15 protein-coding genes and 4 pseudogenes are annotated in these 16,376 nt (G+C 33.3%); 9 read left to right on the forward strand and 10 right to left on the reverse strand.

Features of this window, described 5'->3' with window-relative positions; genetic code table 11:
- Positions 1–668: 668 nt before the first annotated feature.
- The 3 genes from FS802_RS17805 to FS802_RS17815 all read right to left on the reverse strand — a co-directional run bounded on the left by FS802_RS17805 (position 669) and on the right by FS802_RS17815 (position 2,267).
- Positions 669–1,055 (reverse strand): hypothetical protein, encoded by a 387-nt coding sequence (locus tag FS802_RS17805; protein ID WP_098708022.1) that lies wholly within the window; start codon positions 1,053–1,055, stop codon positions 669–671.
- Between the two features lie 343 nt (positions 1,056–1,398).
- On the reverse strand, positions 1,399–1,503 hold the full coding sequence (locus tag FS802_RS17810; protein ID WP_000505684.1) for a YjcZ family sporulation protein: 105 nt from the start codon (positions 1,501–1,503) through the stop codon (positions 1,399–1,401).
- A 158-nt stretch (positions 1,504–1,661) separates the two neighbouring features.
- A complete protein-coding gene (locus tag FS802_RS17815; RefSeq protein WP_255291351.1) occupies positions 1,662–2,267 on the reverse strand; it encodes a hypothetical protein in 606 nt (201 codons plus the stop codon).
- Between the two features lie 790 nt (positions 2,268–3,057).
- On the opposite strand from FS802_RS17815, the gene FS802_RS17820 reads away from it, so the two are divergent.
- Positions 3,058–3,390, forward strand: a complete 333-nt coding sequence (locus FS802_RS17820) for a PadR family transcriptional regulator (protein WP_098154906.1) — start codon at positions 3,058–3,060, stop codon at positions 3,388–3,390.
- Entirely contained in the window at positions 3,380–4,051 is a 672-nt protein-coding gene (locus FS802_RS17825) for a DUF1129 family protein (protein ID WP_098708020.1), read from the forward strand. Before FS802_RS17820 ends, FS802_RS17825 begins: the two co-directional genes overlap by 11 nt.
- 1,089 nt (positions 4,052–5,140) lie before the next feature.
- Here the strand turns inward: FS802_RS17825 and FS802_RS32080 are convergent.
- Positions 5,141–5,302: pseudogene (locus FS802_RS32080) on the reverse strand (Y-family DNA polymerase); the annotation flags it as partial.
- A gap of 175 nt (positions 5,303–5,477) precedes the next feature.
- On the opposite strand from FS802_RS32080, the gene FS802_RS17830 reads away from it, so the two are divergent.
- Positions 5,478–6,221, forward strand: a complete 744-nt coding sequence (locus tag FS802_RS17830; RefSeq protein WP_098654884.1) for a hypothetical protein — start codon at positions 5,478–5,480, stop codon at positions 6,219–6,221.
- Positions 6,222–6,364: 143 nt separating this feature from the next.
- Here the strand turns inward: FS802_RS17830 and FS802_RS17835 are convergent, their stop codons facing one another.
- Together FS802_RS17835 and FS802_RS17840 are read right to left on the reverse strand one after the other, a co-directional pair.
- Positions 6,365–6,739 carry a hypothetical protein gene (locus FS802_RS17835; protein ID WP_098654883.1) on the reverse strand — a complete coding sequence of 125 codons (375 nt, stop codon included), beginning with the start codon at positions 6,737–6,739 and terminating at the stop codon, positions 6,365–6,367.
- A 48-nt stretch (positions 6,740–6,787) separates the two neighbouring features.
- Complete coding sequence (locus tag FS802_RS17840; protein ID WP_255291350.1) at positions 6,788–7,009, reverse strand: YolD-like family protein; 222 nt, start codon at positions 7,007–7,009, stop codon at positions 6,788–6,790.
- A 107-nt stretch (positions 7,010–7,116) separates the two neighbouring features.
- Between FS802_RS17840 and FS802_RS17845 the strand changes: the two genes are divergently transcribed.
- Complete coding sequence (locus FS802_RS17845) at positions 7,117–7,524, forward strand: gamma-type small acid-soluble spore protein (RefSeq protein WP_144525289.1); 408 nt, start codon at positions 7,117–7,119, stop codon at positions 7,522–7,524.
- Between the two features lie 472 nt (positions 7,525–7,996).
- Here the strand turns inward: FS802_RS17845 and FS802_RS17850 are convergent, their stop codons facing one another.
- Positions 7,997–9,340: a patatin-like phospholipase family protein gene (locus FS802_RS17850; RefSeq protein ID WP_144525290.1), complete on the reverse strand. Its 1,344-nt coding sequence runs from the start codon at positions 9,338–9,340 to the stop codon at positions 7,997–7,999.
- A 205-nt stretch (positions 9,341–9,545) separates the two neighbouring features.
- Positions 9,546–9,739: pseudogene (locus tag FS802_RS17855) on the reverse strand (IS4 family transposase); the annotation flags it as partial.
- A gap of 418 nt (positions 9,740–10,157) precedes the next feature.
- On the opposite strand from FS802_RS17855, the pseudogene FS802_RS31665 reads away from it, so the two are divergent.
- Positions 10,158–10,418: pseudogene (locus FS802_RS31665) on the forward strand (DUF3967 domain-containing protein); the annotation flags it as partial.
- A gap of 459 nt (positions 10,419–10,877) precedes the next feature.
- Here FS802_RS31665 and FS802_RS17865 read toward each other — a convergent pair.
- Complete coding sequence (locus FS802_RS17865) at positions 10,878–11,072, reverse strand: hypothetical protein (RefSeq protein ID WP_000157209.1); 195 nt, start codon at positions 11,070–11,072, stop codon at positions 10,878–10,880.
- 655 nt (positions 11,073–11,727) lie between these two features.
- Between FS802_RS17865 and tnpA the strand changes: the two genes are divergently transcribed.
- The 3 genes and pseudogenes from tnpA to FS802_RS17880 all read left to right on the forward strand — a co-directional run.
- On the forward strand, positions 11,728–12,129 hold the full coding sequence (gene tnpA / locus FS802_RS17870; RefSeq protein WP_098654880.1) for an IS200/IS605 family transposase: 402 nt from the start codon (positions 11,728–11,730) through the stop codon (positions 12,127–12,129).
- A 5-nt stretch (positions 12,130–12,134) separates the two neighbouring features.
- On the forward strand, positions 12,135–13,214 hold the full coding sequence (locus FS802_RS17875; RefSeq protein ID WP_098654879.1) for an RNA-guided endonuclease InsQ/TnpB family protein: 1,080 nt from the start codon (positions 12,135–12,137) through the stop codon (positions 13,212–13,214).
- Positions 13,215–13,370: 156 nt separating this feature from the next.
- Positions 13,371–13,634, forward strand: a pseudogene (locus tag FS802_RS17880) (peptide ABC transporter substrate-binding protein); the annotation flags it as partial.
- A 650-nt stretch (positions 13,635–14,284) separates the two neighbouring features.
- Here the strand turns inward: FS802_RS17880 and FS802_RS17885 are convergent.
- Entirely contained in the window at positions 14,285–15,097 is an 813-nt protein-coding gene (locus FS802_RS17885) for a MerR family transcriptional regulator (protein ID WP_000440177.1), read from the reverse strand.
- Between the two features lie 84 nt (positions 15,098–15,181).
- On the opposite strand from FS802_RS17885, the gene FS802_RS17890 reads away from it, so the two are divergent.
- A complete protein-coding gene (locus tag FS802_RS17890) occupies positions 15,182–16,354 on the forward strand; it encodes an MDR family MFS transporter (RefSeq protein WP_000384374.1) in 1,173 nt (390 codons plus the stop codon).
- Positions 16,355–16,376: the final 22 nt, after the last annotated feature.

The following is a 16,376-nucleotide window of genomic DNA, read 5'->3' on the forward strand; positions in this document are numbered from 1 at the left end:
ACCGTAATTCATCTTTCACTTACGGTTGGGCTATCGCCTTGCACACGCTTGAGTCAGGAGAATTCTTTCGGGAAGTGCGGTTAGAAATAATTTAAAGAAATCTAGATAAAACAAAAAATAAAGATGAATTTTTTCCCATGACTATATATTATAACGCCTCCAAATTATGTCATAGTTATGTAGGAGATACGTTGTCTAGGGCGAAAAGATTAAATGAAATGATTATGATGGTTAATCGAATGAAAAAATTTACTGTGGGAGAATTAGCACATGAATTGTTTTTTTCAAAACGAATCACTTTTAATTAGGTTTATAAACTTAGATAGTTAAATATATATAACTTTGTGGATTGGTGTTATAGGATCCATTAATCCTTATTTATATAATAAGAATAATTTGGTAATTAACTTGTACATTTTTAGTAAATTTATTTGTTTTATGTAAAAGGTGCCAAGAAATACTTTGTAGTTTTATTTCTTGGCGTGGGTATTTATTTGGGTCATTTGGATGCCGACCTTACAATAGTATATGTCCGATATATGGAATGGTTTGTTATTTACGTTCAGTTCATTAAATTTAGGAAAGAAAAAACACCTATTTTTTAATAGGTGTTTTTTCTGCAAAGTGGCTTATAAAATTAAAGGAAAGGTATTTCTATTCATACATTTTTAATAATCATCGCTATGATCATGTTTATGCTCATCTTCTCTACAATGCTTACGCTTGCAACAGAATCGATTACAATCAGGTGAATTTATAGAGATTACGTTAATTCTGTTAATCGCAATACGTGCTAATCCAGGGAAACAATCAAAGTCAGATAAAATAATTACGTTGTTCCCTTGAAAACCTTGGAATGTTGCACTTGTAGGTGGTTGGCAATCATATTGAATAACAATACAAGTACCAGGAGTTAATGTGTGTAAGAACTGTGCTAATTCTGGATTATTATTCACCTGTCTATTGTTCTCTTCTTTTCTGTGATGATCTCTATGATGATCTCTCCGATCATCACATCTATTAAAATCACAACCTCCACCAAAACCAAAACCCATAAAATTACCCCCTTTCGTTCGTTAGTACATCTTATGCTCGTCTAGAAAGGATGGTGTGAGTATATGAGTCTAGTTAAGTGTGGATTTTTTATGTGAATATGAAAGTTGTTTAATAATAACATCATTTTCTTCTTAATATAATTAATATGTTCCAGTTAGATTTGTGGTGTGCGATGAATAAGTATTTCTTTTACCATGGTCACATCTTTTGTTTGTTTATAGAATTAACATCCGAAGGTTTTACTGGGTTTATATTACTGTATGTTTTTGTGGAATGAATGAGAAAGTTTGTTTAGGAATAAAGAAAAGACACTCATATAAGAGTGTCTTTTCTGATGGTTTTTTAGCAGAAGCAAGCAGCTCCAACTATGATTAATAAAATAAATAATACAACTAATAAAGCAAAGCCACCAGCAAAGCCGCCGCCACAACTACCACCAAATCCCATAATAGATCCTCCTTTTGGTAAGAGGGTAAAACAAGGGTTCACTCAAGTGTCTTAACGGGTTCATTTTATTTTATGTTTTTATAGAGTAATTGAGCAGGTCCTTTTAAAAAAGAAAAGACACCCTAAGGTGCCTTCCACAATTTGAACTACTGTATTTGCTATTTGGAAGGAGATGGAATTCTAGATGCTGCAAAACGTGTGCCGTTACCTGCTAAAAATTGGCCAGCTAAACTAGGTGTAGCAACTATTTCAACTATATCCCCGGCATTTAATCTTAAGATATCAACTGTTTCCACAATAGTATCTCTTGTAATGCCTGCTATATTTACTGCACCATGGCTTTCCTTATCGGGTCCTATAGACACACCGTTTACTGAAATAGATACAGTTATTTGATAAGGAGTAGTCTGTATAGTTGGTTGAAAATGTACAGATCCTATAATGTTATAAACCCCTTCTTTTTTAGGAATAAATTTGGATGTAGTAGTATTATATTCATTTGCTAAGTCAAATTGTTCATTCTGATACAATACTTGAATCGTTGAATTTGCTGCAACTGCTTGGTTAGTAGCGCTAGTAGCTCTGAATGCTGATTCCCTTGTATTATCTCTGTTAGAATCACAACAATCTACACGTACTTTAATATAAGGATCATCACATTTTTTATATGATGAATAATCGTTACAATCCTCAAAGTGATACTTTTTACGTTGTTTATTCCATGAACAATCGTTATATTTCTCGTAATAGTTGTATTTACCCATTCTATTAAAACATCCTCCTTTCATTAATGGGGTTACTACTAATAAATGCGGCTTGTCCTTTATTTGGAACGGCTTTTAAAGTTTTTTGATGTATATAGTGATTTATAAATTATGTCTGTTGTCTATTTTTCTAACTTTATAGAAAATCCTACTTATGAATCTTGCCCACCTTTTATTCCCCTTTTTATTGGGATTTTCGAGCAAAGCTTTTGGATTTGAATATATTTCTTTTGTAGTATGAGATGTTTTTTAAATTATGATATTGGTTTAATTTTGAGATTTTGATTGATTCAAAGAATTTTATTAATGACAATTTTATATTGTATTACTTTACTTATATTGTGCATCTATTAGTTATGACAGTAGTTTTTTGGAGGTGAATTATGTTAAATAAAAAAATGGAAAGGTCTTATAGGGGTAGCATCACATCGCTATCAAGCTAATATTTTGAAATACCCCCAAAACGAAAATTTGATCTCTCTACAGTTATTTATGTGAATTCGGTTCGTTTTTTACGTTTTGTGCACCAATTAATTTTCAACTTAATGGCGATGAGACGGGATCTCACTAATAAAAAATGTATTGAATTAATTTAAGGTTTTTAATTTAAAAATTGAAATATTACATTGTGGTTCGAGAATTAAACTTAAAATAGTGATCAAAAGCAATTTACATCTTATTTTTACTATTTGTTTAATGACTGTCAAGTAACTTGCAAAACAAGTTACTTGATGCTACAATTTAAAAGTAAGCTAACTTGTATAGCAACATACTGAAAGGAGATGAATTGATGCATAGCCAAATGCTAAAGGGTGTATTAGAAGGCTGTATTTTATATATCATCTCACAAGACGAGGTATATGGGTATGAATTAAGCGCAAAGTTAAATCAATATGGCTTTACATTTGTAAGCGAAGGCAGTATTTATCCACTTTTATTACGCATGCAGAAAGAAAAACTCATTGAGGGAACTTTAAAAGCTTCTAATTTAGGACCTAAGCGTAAGTATTATCACTTAACAAAGAAGGGGTTAGATCAATTAGAGTTATTTAAGGAAAGTTGGGATATGGTATCGACAACTGTAAATCAGTTATTAAAGGGGAGAAAAAACAGTGAAACCTGAGGAAATGATCAAAGTTAACAATGAAAAAAGAAAACTGCTAACAAAAGAAAATGAATTGGCTTATGGGAACATCTTGGTGTATATACGTTGTTCCAATGTTCCGGAGCAACAATCGGAAGAACTATTATTAGAGATTTTAGATCATCTTCTCGAGTCTCAAAAAGAAGGTAAAACGGCTTACGATATTTTTGGAGATGATTTACAAGCATATTGTGACGAATTAATTACTGCGTTACCTAAGCAAACAATGTTTGAAAAATTTGCATCTATAGGCTTTATTGTAAGTCTATTATTGGCTATGCAATTTGGAATAGATACTATATCCGCAATGATAATTTCAGTTTCTCCAAAAAAACATGCACTTCAAGGTGTATCATTTGATATATTAGGTACTTTATTATCTGTCACAATCCTTACTGGGGGCATTTATATTATTTTTCATATATTAAAAGGTTTTTCTTTTGATGTAAAAATGAATTGGAAAAGCCGGATTTCATTTGGATTAGCAGTTTCTATTCCATTTGGCTCTGCAATACTTATATATATTTTTTTTAAAAAACATCCATTTCTTTCGTATAACATAAGTTTATGGCAAGGCGCTCTGACGGCTGTCTTCTTCTACATTTTATATAAATTTTTATTTAAAACATCTAGACTCTAATAGTATATTTTAAGAAATTGTTACCATTTTCTAAATTTAAAAATGGTAGACAGAAGGTTAGAAAGGTTTAATTTACATTTAATATCGTTGTTCTAATTTATTGATATGAATAGATTATTAAATTCTAGAGGTCCCATCCCATGCCTATCAACTTAAGAATTCAGAATTACCCTAAAACGAAAAAATGAGATTTTTTGTTACAAGTTAATACAAAATTTCGTTCTGGGGGTACTATAAAATTTTAGCTTGATAGCGATGTGCCTGTACCCCATATATGGTTTGAGCTTCTTTGATTACGAATATTGATAAAAAACAGAATAGTAAATAGTTATTAATAGGTATTTTAGTCTCTTTATTTATAGTGCTTTGAATATATACTTTTGTTAGTGGTTTTAATGGTACCAGTGGATTTGGGTTGAAGTTAATATTTAAGGGGATATGAATGTAAGCAAATTAAAAGTTTACATTGGAACTTATAATTGAAATTCAACATACAATGCCATGAGTATTTACAACATAGTTTTAGCCAGGGCAATAAGAAAAACCACAGCAATTGCTGTGGTTTTTCTTATTGATGAAATGGAAAGTGAATTTCTATTCAAAAGTTTACTTTCGAAGAAGATTGAAAGATTCATAAAAAATGGCATCTTTTTTAGTTAGCTATTTAGAAAGAATAAAGTTTTTTCACACTTGGGGGTAGTAGGAGTTCTTAAGTCAATGGGCATGGGGTGATTTGTATTCTTAACCTGATAGGCATGTTATTAAATGATTTTTGCACCAGAACCAAAAAGACCACCCTAAGGTGGTCTTTTTATGTAGGGCGGGAAGACATCGGTCTTCCCTTCGGGTTGCCCCGATGGAAAGGACGCTTTGTTTCCAAAACTGTTTTTCCTAATTACCATATTATGCGAGAGTTTCAGTTTAGTTCCTAAATTAATCAATAAAAAACTAAAAGTCTAATATATAACTTTTGTTTTTTTATTTCTGATCAAAGGCAAATATTTCGGTTTCAGCTCCTTTTGATGCTACTCCTATAAACGTGTTTCTGTATCTAGCTGTGGCGCTATGCGTGTAAGAAATCCTTCGTCAAATACTGGTTTTCCAAGACTTTTTTCGTATTCCATCCATTACTTTCGCTAAATTCATTTCTTGTTCTTACTGCGTCACGTTATCCAAAAGAGAAACTTGTTCCTTCACTTACTGGGTTAAATTTGTTAGAGAAATGTGTATGCTGAAACTAGATGGGCCAGTCTATTTTTGAAGTGAAAAAATAGAAAACTGTCTCCTATTCGAAATTTTATTCATTATTATCAAATTCACCTTTTAGCAATCCTCCAATTTATACCCATTTAAATTTAGACAAGTACCTAACAGACCTTGTTTACCATATATTGCTTTCAAGTAAAGGGTTATAGGGGGAATTATGATGTTAATTAATCCATATGGTTTATATATAATTCAATGTGGTCAATTTAGTAATTACTCTCCACAATATTTATCTAGATTAACTCCATTTTATTCATTATATTATCCAGAGTATCATTATAATTGTTATGGTAATTGGCATTATGGAGGATGGAATAATGAATACAATGGAACGTCAATACATGATATTCATTATTCTGAATCGGAACGAATGAGTTGGGTGAGCAGTGGATTAGATCATTTAGGGCATGAGATAGATCATGCAGTGCATCATCCTTCTTCTGTAATACCTCCTGTGTGTCACGGTCATACTGGATACCTGACAAATAAGTTTGAATTAGAACTCAAAATCGAAAATGGTGGTTGGGTTACAGCTTGGTCTAATGACATTGCAGAAAAAGATGTATTACAGGGAGCAGTAGCTGCAGGCGTATCTGTATTTAGCGCTAATCCAGGTCCCTTCCTAGCCTGGATAAATGAATTAGTAAATCGTACGATTTCATCTATACAAACTGATGCACAACACAAGTTTACGGCTGAAATGAGGAGAGTAGCTAATGAAATAGCTGCAGATGTTATTAGACGAGCAATTCAAGGGAAAAGTCCATTAGAGACCTTTAAACGATTTGATACATTTGATTTTAAAGCCGGGGCAATAAGATATTCTGGTAGAAATATGGCTTGTGGAAATACAGTATCTACTACTTGGGGAATGAAGCCTTATATTGCACTTAGAGTGCGCTAAATTTATAAACCTGAAGATAAACATAGGGGAGAATAGTTTCTAACAGTCGAAGCAAAAAATGTATTTGTTCCTATAAACAATATAGAGAAGTGATGTTTATATAACTTAAGGGAGAAGGGGATCAAATTGAGTAGCCCCTTTTTTTATTTAAATTTCACATGAAATTTAGTGTCAATGATTCCAAAAGCAACTTTACATGGCAACGGATTTTTTCCTGCTGAAGCCGCACGCATACAAGAAAGCACCCAATATTCTAGTTCTAAAGGTAAGCGGTATGCTTGAATGTTACTATCATTGTTTTTTACTGTTACGATCGGTGTATTTGCCCTGGTTGTAGCAAAACCGTCCGTTTTTATCATTGCTACTGCATCATTAGTATAAAAACCGGCACTTAAAATTTCGTAAATCTTTCCATCTTTCTCATTGATAATCATAGGTATATTTAAATAGGGATAGTCATTTATATCATTATGAATAACTGTTCTTGCTGTATTCTTTTTTATCTGATTCCCTTGCATTTTATACACTCCTTTATAACAATCCAAACGTGATTACTTAAATCTATTCTATTTTACGTCTGTTATGTTAGAAAATTGTAGTGTCATCTTATTATAAAAAGCATCGGTACATATGACAGCACTATTTAGCGGATCAATATCAATATCAACAACAGTCATATAACTAGAGAGTAAATAACCATCTTTATAATATGTAATTAATATTTCTTCTTCTTTCCATTCATTTCTTAAAAGCATGGTTAGTTCATTCATATTTCGTCCTATGTACATAATTTCATCTCTATAATATGTAGTTTGAATGAAGATTAAAATAATATGTGGAAGTTTAAAAATATAATTAAGAATAGTTTTTAAATGGGTTGGTTACATTATTAATTGTGGAGGTGAGAAAGATGAACAAAAAACAACAAGGTTATAACAAGGCAACTTCTGGTGCTAGCATTCAAAGTGCAAATGCTAGCTATGGTACAGAGTTTGCAACTGAAACGAATGTACAAGCAGTAAAACAAGCAAATGCACAATCAGAAGCAAAGAAAGCACAAGCTTCTGGTGCTCAAAGTGCAAATGCTAGTTATGGTACAGAGTTTGCAACTGAAACAGATGTGCATTCTGTGCAAAAACAAAATGCACAATCAGAAGCAAAGAAAGCACAAGCTTCTGGTGCTCAAAGTGCAAATGCTAGTTATGGTACAGAGTTTGCAACTGAAACAGATGTGCATTCTGTGCAAAAACAAAATGCACAATCAGCTGCAAAAAAATCACAATCTTCTAGCTCAAATCAGTAATGAAAGAAAAACACTTCTCTATCTTAAGAGAAGTGTTTTCTCAGGCTGTGAAGAAAATCTTCTCTACAGCCTATTTTTGTGTCTGAACAAATACATAATGTATCACTAGCAACTTTAGATGATGAGTTTGCCACATTTTTAAAAACTGAAGATTTTTTTTAGAGAAACTGAAATAGTGCCTGTAACTGACTTACATCCTTCAGCAAATATTTTATATGGAATTGAGTGTAAGTCGTTATCATTTTCTAGGGGTTCTGAGCTATTTAGATGCCGTTCTTTTATTTTTTAGAGATACAACAGCTATTATGAGTATATGGATGTATGACATTATTATAGCCATCAACAAATCCAACCAATAAAAATTTTACGTATCATAATAGTTATGAGGAAATTCTTTCAACGAATGGTCATACAATCAAAAACAGAAAAATGTACATCTTTAGGGGAAATGCACATTTTTTTGTTTACGTTTTTAATACTTATCAGTATCATGAAGGTGCTGAAAAAAGCTACCTGTAAATCTATGTTTTCCTCCTTTATGTAATATATCTTTAAGGTGTTCTAAATCTTCAGATGGAAATATAGGATTAGAGGTTCCTTTCATATTCTTCATATATTCTGGTAGTAACGTCCTTAATGCAATGTCCATTCTGATTTCCCCTGCACGTATTAAGGTATGAATTTCACTGTCATGGAATCCGTCTAAATCTGTACGAAGCCCAGCTAAAAGCATTTCAATATCCTCTTTATCTGTAGAACGAGGTGGCAATTGATAGTCTGGTAAAGGGATTTGGTCAGTATAGAAAGGATTATTATTCTTATCTAATAAAGTCTGAATAGGCTTACTAAGAATGAGTTGTAATCCTGGGTATGTTTTTGGATCTAGATTACGTAATAATTTCCTTCTTAATACTACAATTTGACTATTAGAGGTGTCTAAAATCCTTTTATTCAATTCAAAATATGAAGGCTTCTCATTTTCTTTCCATACTTTTTCAGATGCAGAGGCATCTAAAACAATATAAATTTCATTTTTAGCTTTAGGAATAAATTTCATTGGTTCTTTTCTATGCTTTGCAAGTGCCGGATATTTATTTGTTTTAATCTCGCCATCTGGCAAGATTAATGGTTCAGTTCCGATGTTATCGAATACTCCTCCATCAGAAAACCAAATTTTTTCAAATTGTAATAAAGGGCTGCCTTGCATTCTATTTTCTGGATCACTAAATACCTTATCTTCTAGAGATAAAGAAATAGGGGAAAATAATAATGGAAAAGCTGCTGAGGTAGATACAGCATAAGAAACCGTAATATCATCTATATTAGTTGTTTGTCCAATATAAGTTCCATACATATGATCAGTGGAGAAATAAAACATCCTCATAGTATCTAAGCATGTTGTATTGCAATACCAGTCTATAGGAAGACTTTTTAGGTCTTTCATTCGAATCCCTTCACATAGATACTCATCCAATAAATTTGGAAGTACATTACTACATTTTTCTCGAATAGATTTAAAAGATAATGCTTGTTTTGTAAAGGAATTTGTAAGTAACTTTGTTCGCAGGTCGATTTGACCTAATTTTACTAAGGGGTTAATCACACGTTCTTCAAAATCATGTACATTACGGAAGGAACCGCCTTTATGTAGTGCAATCATGATAGCGGCAGCAGTAATACTTCCACCAGAAACAGAGCTAATACTAGATATAGATTGGTCTAACTTACACTCAACTAAACGCTTATATCCTCCTAATGCATAAAAAGACGCTCTAAACCCACCACCAGAAAATGCTAATTTTAGGTTTTTAGACAATTATATCTCCTCCATAGCCCTTTTTGTGAAAAAATATACATTATATTATTTACCGAACCTATAGAGAAGTATACTGTGAATTTATAGGCTTAAATAAAAATCTTTTTATGTTCAATGTAATCAGATTATTAGAAAAGAATATGACCGATTAGATTAAAGAGATAGATAGTATGGCGATGTATTCGCCACTGATTTTCATACTTTAGATACAGAAATCAGTCGCTGTCACAGTTGAGACATACAGAGAGCCGTAAGTACGATTATGTTGTTTACTTGGACCTGTATGAATATCTAGGAATGCGCCCTTAACAAATTATACTCAAGCTGAATTTTTATCCCAGCCGTATGGCTGTATCCTCTTACACCTGGATAAACCGATAAACATAAATCAGGGAGTTGAATCTAAAATATGATTCCCTTCTTATTTTGCGTTCGTAAAGGTTACATAATATGATTCTTCATTCTTTTTCATTGTAAACCTGTAGATATAAATAAATTACATATTAAGAGATGGTTTCTAATCTGTATTCACTGTGGTTTTCTTATAAGTAGTAATCCCTTTTTAAGAATAAGTGAGATTTAAATCTAATCTGCTGCATGATTTGTTCAGAGATGTTTTTCTTTTTTGTTATGTAATGGGTTTATTTAAAAGGTTTCTATCTTTAATTATGGCTTTATGTGGAAGTGTATAATTTCGATAAAATATGGAAAAAACTGTGCGAGCTTAGTCGATGGATGCTAAAGGTATCAGCCACTATGTATTGAAATTCTCTAATAGGAGGTGGCGTAGCGCTATGTCGGAAGCGGAGAATAGTATAGCAGTGAGGCCTATGGTCGTTTAGGAGTAAGTGATAGCACACTTAGAAAGTATTCGAATGTTCTTGAATGTAAAGGGTTTGATGCAAGGAAGAATAGTCGAGGGAAAAGGAAATATATAGGGTTTAATGTTGTACTTATTGAGCAGTTAGTGGCGTTGAGTAAGTAAGATGTAGATGGTATGACTTTAGAAAAAGCTGCGAAAATGATTGCGAAGCAGTTTGGAATTAATAATAAGAAAGAGGAAATCTGGGATTCAGATCAATTGGGGGTAAATAAAAAGGCTAGGATTTGCTCCTAGCAATTAGTTATGTCGTACAGAAAGGGGCAAACCTAATGTTTGCAATTTCATTATATAACGTTTCTAGAGTGGAAGGATTGAATCATAGCAATCTTTACGTAATTTTTACATGTAATTGAAGTATTTAATTAAACAAAATTTGAATTTTGTACAAATATACAGAGTGTTAAGGAAGGTTTTATAAATAGAAGCTCTACTCTCAAAAGGGAAGGATGAGAGTAGAGTCTGTGGATGGTGTTACTGAATGCTCGGGTTGATGAACATCAGCAACAAAATAATATCATGAGTATTAAGAAAAAACATCAGATAAATTTTTCTTATTTTTCAAATAATAGTTAATTGGATTTAAATGAAAAGCATTATTTGATATAAAATAATCCCCTGAAATCAAGTGGACTTAGGGAATTGTCTATGAAAAAATTATTTGATAAGGACGGGCATTTTTTTCGTTTCAAATCTTTCAAATCCTATAGGACAATATGCAAACGTTGCTATAGGTTCTGAAGTTTCGTTTGTAAAAAAAGTGTGCTTCATTACTTCACCAGAAGAAGAATAAAAAGTAATTTTGGTTTTTGATATAGGAGGAAGCGTTATTACTAGTGGTTTACTTGCCATGCTAATCAGCTCCTAAATTATTTAATTATATATGAACTTAAAATGTATTTAATAAATATGTATGAACTCATTTTATATAGATAGTACTTTGTGGATTGAGAAATTTTACAAAATAGTTAATTGCAATGAAAATATACACTAAAAAGAACGTTGTATATGTAGCCTTTAAGCGGCAGCTCTTGAGAGTATTGCATGTTTGGCATTATACTCATTCCGACATGTGAATTTTGTATAATAACTCACAAAGGTATACGTTATTGAAAGATGACTGACATTTATATTGAAGACTGTAACCTTTATTTACTACAAACAGCCTTGATTCCGGTGAATTGTAATATAATCTTATAGAGTATTTTTTTATAATTTCACATACCGTATTGAAGATAAAAATTATTATTAAGTAGAGATTATGATATAGGTATTGATGTCGGGGGGACTGATATTTCTGATCCTATTACTTTCTTAGACTTATTTACCGCCCTTCCCAAACGAGAAAGCCCATCGCCTTTAGGCATGGGATGAAAGTGAGGTTGGATACGGAGTGTTACCAAAAAACCGCAAGGTTTGTGGCACTTTAAGTATCCAAAGTGTGGGTATTATTTATTTTTTCAACCTTCTTGTCGCAGTTCGTTTGATTAACTGATACAATGTCAACATGATGAACGATTATAGAAGAACTAAAACAACCGTATCGTTAATTAACTACCACTTTGTATTTTGCCCACGATATAGAAGAAAGATTTTTCTTAACACAAAAGTAGAAGAGCGTTTCAAAGAGTTGGTCCAAGAGATATGTAACGAACTGGATATTGTTATTGTCGCAATGGAATGTGACAAAGACCACGTTCACTTGTTCTTGAATACACTTCCAACACTTAGTCCTGCTGATACAATGGCGAAAATTAAGGGAGTGACTTCTAAAAAATTAAGAGAGGAATTTCCTCATCTTCAACATTTGCCAAGTCTGTGGACGCGTTCCTATTTTGTTTCTACTGCTGGGAATGTATTAAGTGAGACAATAAAGCATTATGTAGAAAGTCAAAAAACGAGGGGGTGAAATTTGTGACACAAACCATCACGGTCAAAACTAAATTGCTTCCAACAAAAGAACAAATCAGGCTATTGAAACAAAGTAGTTCCGATTATATTAAACTCATCAATACACTGGTATTTGAAATGGTTGAAGCGAAACAAAGTACGAAGAAAAGCACAAAGGATATTGAAGCCAACCTTCCAAGTGCGGTCGAAAATCAAGCGATTAAAGATGCGAAAAGTGTATTTTCTACAAAAGTGAAAAAGAGTAAATACAAAATCGTTCCGATTTTAAAAAGACCAGTTTGTGTGTGGAATAACCAAAACTATTCATTTGACTATACGCACATTTCAATCCCGTTTATGGTAAATGGCAAGTCAACACGTTTAAAGGTTCGCGCTTTATTAATCGACAAACATAATCGCAACTTCGACTTGTTGAAGCACAAGTTAGGTACACTTCGTATCACAAAGAAATCTGGTAAATGGATCGCTCAGATATCTGTCACGGTCCCTACAATAGAAAAAACAGGAACGAAAATTCTAGGAGTAGACTTAGGTCTCAAAGTTCCTGCGGTAGCCATCACAGATGATGATAAAGTTCGTTTCTTTGGAAACGGTAGGAAAAACAAATACATGAAACGTAAGTTTCGTAGTGTTCGTAAGAAGTTAGGAAAAGCTAAGAAACTAAATGCCCTTCGACAACTTGATGATAAGGAACAAAGGTGGATGCAAAACCAAGACCACAAAGTGAGTCGTGAAATCGTTGATTTCGCAACGAATAATACTATCTCTGTCATTCGATTAGAGCAACTAACGAACATCAGACAGACGGCACGAACAAGCCGTAAAAACGAAAAAAATCTACACACTTGGTCATTCTTTCGCCTAGCGCAATTCATCGAGTACAAAGCAAAGTTAGTTGGTATAAAGGTTGAATATGTGAACCCTTCTTATACAAGTCAAACATGTCCAAAATGCACTAAAAAGAACAAGGCACAAGATAGAAAGTATAAGTGTCAATGCGGATTTGAGAAACACCGCGATATCGTTGGAGCGATGAACATTCGCTACGCAACTGTGGTTGGCGGTAATAGTCAATCAGCCTAAGAACCTATATGGTCTGTCTTAGGAGGGGTGATGACACACCCTCATCTTGAAGGCTGTTCAAAACAGAAATGGACTGCGAACGTTTAGTCATTCAGGAATCCCATCCGTTACACCGTAAGGTGTAGGACTTGCGGCTTTAGCCGTGGGAGTGTCAAGACAGATAGTACATATAACTTTGATAAGTATTCAAATAAGCAATATGATGAACTAATTTATAAAGTAAAAACCGATTTAGCTGATGATAAAAAGGCTCGTTGGGAAGAAATGAAACAAGCAGAGAAAATCTTATTAGAAGATGGAGCAGTAGCGCCGATCTACCACCAAGGAAGATCATATTTACAACGTTCTTTTGTCAAAGATATTGTGACCAACGATTTTGGTGGAGAATTTAACTATAAATGGGCTAAAGTTAAAAGATAGGTGGGTAAATTTGAAATATGATGAAGAAAAGGAATAGGTAAAAAAGGAGTCGATATCCGCATCCTTTTAGTTATAAATAATGTGGAATTAGAGTATAATTTTATATGGGTATATGGTATTAGATGAACGCTTTATCCTTTAATGGTGATTAATGAGGGATTGTAAGAGGAGAGGCTTACAGCCCTTTTTTTATGGTGTTCTATAAGCTTTCTTATATAAGTAGATGCAGTTTATATCAAGCAGATTGTTGTACCTTTGAAATAAAGTTGTACCGCTCTATCCCTTTGTATGAAGGGATCTTTTTTATGTACATGTGTAATTGTACACATGTACATAAAAAGTTAAAAAATAAATCGTTCTATCGCTATTACTCATATAGAGGGGGATATCGCTCTATGTGTTTTATGGGGTAGCGCCACATCACCATCAAGCTAAGAAAAGCAAATACCCGAAAATGAGAAAATTGACGTCTCCAGATTAAAACGTACAATTTTCTCGTTTTGGGGGTATTTTAAAATTTCAACTTGATGATGGGGTATGCCCTACTAAACATAAAGTTCGATTCTCTTTTTATCACTTTTTTTAAAAGTACTCGCTGCAATTGTTTTTCCTATTTTTAATTTTTACTAAACAAAGATAACATTATAGCTTTAACTCTTTAAACACTTTGTTACCTGTATACTAATTTTAGTAAGATATTCCTCCTTATTATTAGTTCTTAATGGATTGTAGAAGTAATCTTCATAGGCATTTCCTTCAATAACATAGCCCTCTGATTTGATAAATTCCGTGATATTGTGGTATGCGGATTCAATATCTTTATAAGATCCTTGGTGATAATATATGACATAAATTCCTCCTGGTTTTGATTGACCTGTTTCTAAATCACTATAACAAAATAAGTGATCTACCTCCTCATATCTTTCTTGAATCAGGCTCTCTCTTGTTATCACAGATCCAATAGGAGCAGGAACAAACAAGCCTATTTGCTTGCTAAAATGTTTTACCCAATCAAAATCGGTCATGCTATTTTTCGAATTTACATCGCTTAAGAAAATAGATTTTTTCTGTGTCTTTTGGATATAAACCTTCCCAACTTCAACGTTTTTTCTTTCTTCTTCCATTGAAATAATACCCTTAAAGAAACGACGAATTTGAATTAATTTCTCAATTTCTTCTTCCACCAGAACTGTCTGCTGTTTTGCCATTTCAACAAGTTTGTAAGTGTTGGGAGAATTAAGATATTCTTTTAGTTCCTCAATCGAAACTCCCACTTTCCGAAGAGATTGGAGTGTTGAGAATGTATTAATTTGATCGTAGGTATAATATCGATAACCATTGGGAAGTTTACCGGCAGGTTTAAAAAGATTGATTCTATCATAATAAAACAAGGTGTCTTTTTTCACCCCAAAATAACTAGCAAATTCTCCTGTACTTAAGGTTTTAAGGTTTTTTCTCTCCAAGTTAAAAACTCCTCTTGACTATAGACTAACTCCACACTTCATACTAGCATAAGCAAACGCATGTTAATACAGGAGGTTTTTATTATGGATTATTTTCACCCCCTCGTCTGGCAGCTGCTCGGTGGTACGACCTTCGCCCGCACAGCTAGCTTTATGACGATACCATTTTTAGCACTTTATTTACAAAATGATTTACATGCCTCACCAATTATGATTGGTTTAGCAGTCGGTATTTCACAATTGACTGCGACATTTGGTGGCTTCTTCGGTGGTTTCTTTACTGACCGGTTTGGCCGAAAAAAAATTATCATCATATCGATGTTCTGTTGGAGTATAGTCTTTTATGGCTTTGCATTCGCAAACTCTGTTTGGATATTCGTTCTATGCAATGCTCTCAACGGTATCTGTCGTGCATTTTTTGAACCAGCTTCACAAGCTTTGATGATTGACTATACTGACGAAGATAGGCGTCGTCGCCTATTTTCAATTCGATATACTGCCATCAATTTATCAGCTGTGATCGGCCTTTTGCTCGGTATTGTCATTTCAAAAGCATCATCAATAAGTTTTCCATTCCTTATTACTGCAACGATGTACTTATTGTATGCGATTTTCTTAGTCATCACTTTACGACGTATAGAGGAGCAGAATACGGTCAATGTTACGCAAGATATTGGCGACTTGATGCGTGTTCTTTTACAAGATAGCACACTTATGTTGCTCATTATTGCGAGTGTTATTTGCAATTTCGTATATATGCAAACAGAGGCAACAATGCCACAATTGCTTAATTTAACTATGGCAGACGGAGTAGCATTATATTCAGTTCTAATTGTGATTAATGCTGCAACAATCGTAATTCTTCAATTGCCACTCGGCATTTTAAGCGAAAAAGTAGCAATCAAAACAAGTCTTATTTTCGGGGGCGGACTATTAGCACTTGGTATGTTAATCTTCCACTTCGCTGATAATTGGACACTTTTTATTGTCGGTATGGTTGTGTTCTCACTTGGTGAAATTTTTGTTTTCCCAATGACGAGTGCTATAGTCGAAATGATTGCACCCGCGCATCAAAAAGCAACATATCTTGGTTTTATGCAATTTCAAAACTTAGGTGGCTTCTTAGGCCCAGTGCTTGGTGGCTGGTTGATTATCCATTTTGCACCACAATTGTATTTGGTGATGGTTAGCCTATGCTTAGTAGTTATTATTTGCTACATAGCAGCTTTACGTGGCAAATCATTTCGAATGTCTTAATACAAATAAAAACTGTGACTAC

The sequence above is a fragment of the Bacillus sp. DE0042 genome (assembly GCF_007680225.1).
GTDB lineage: Bacteria > Bacillota > Bacilli > Bacillales > Bacillaceae_G > Bacillus_A > Bacillus_A wiedmannii.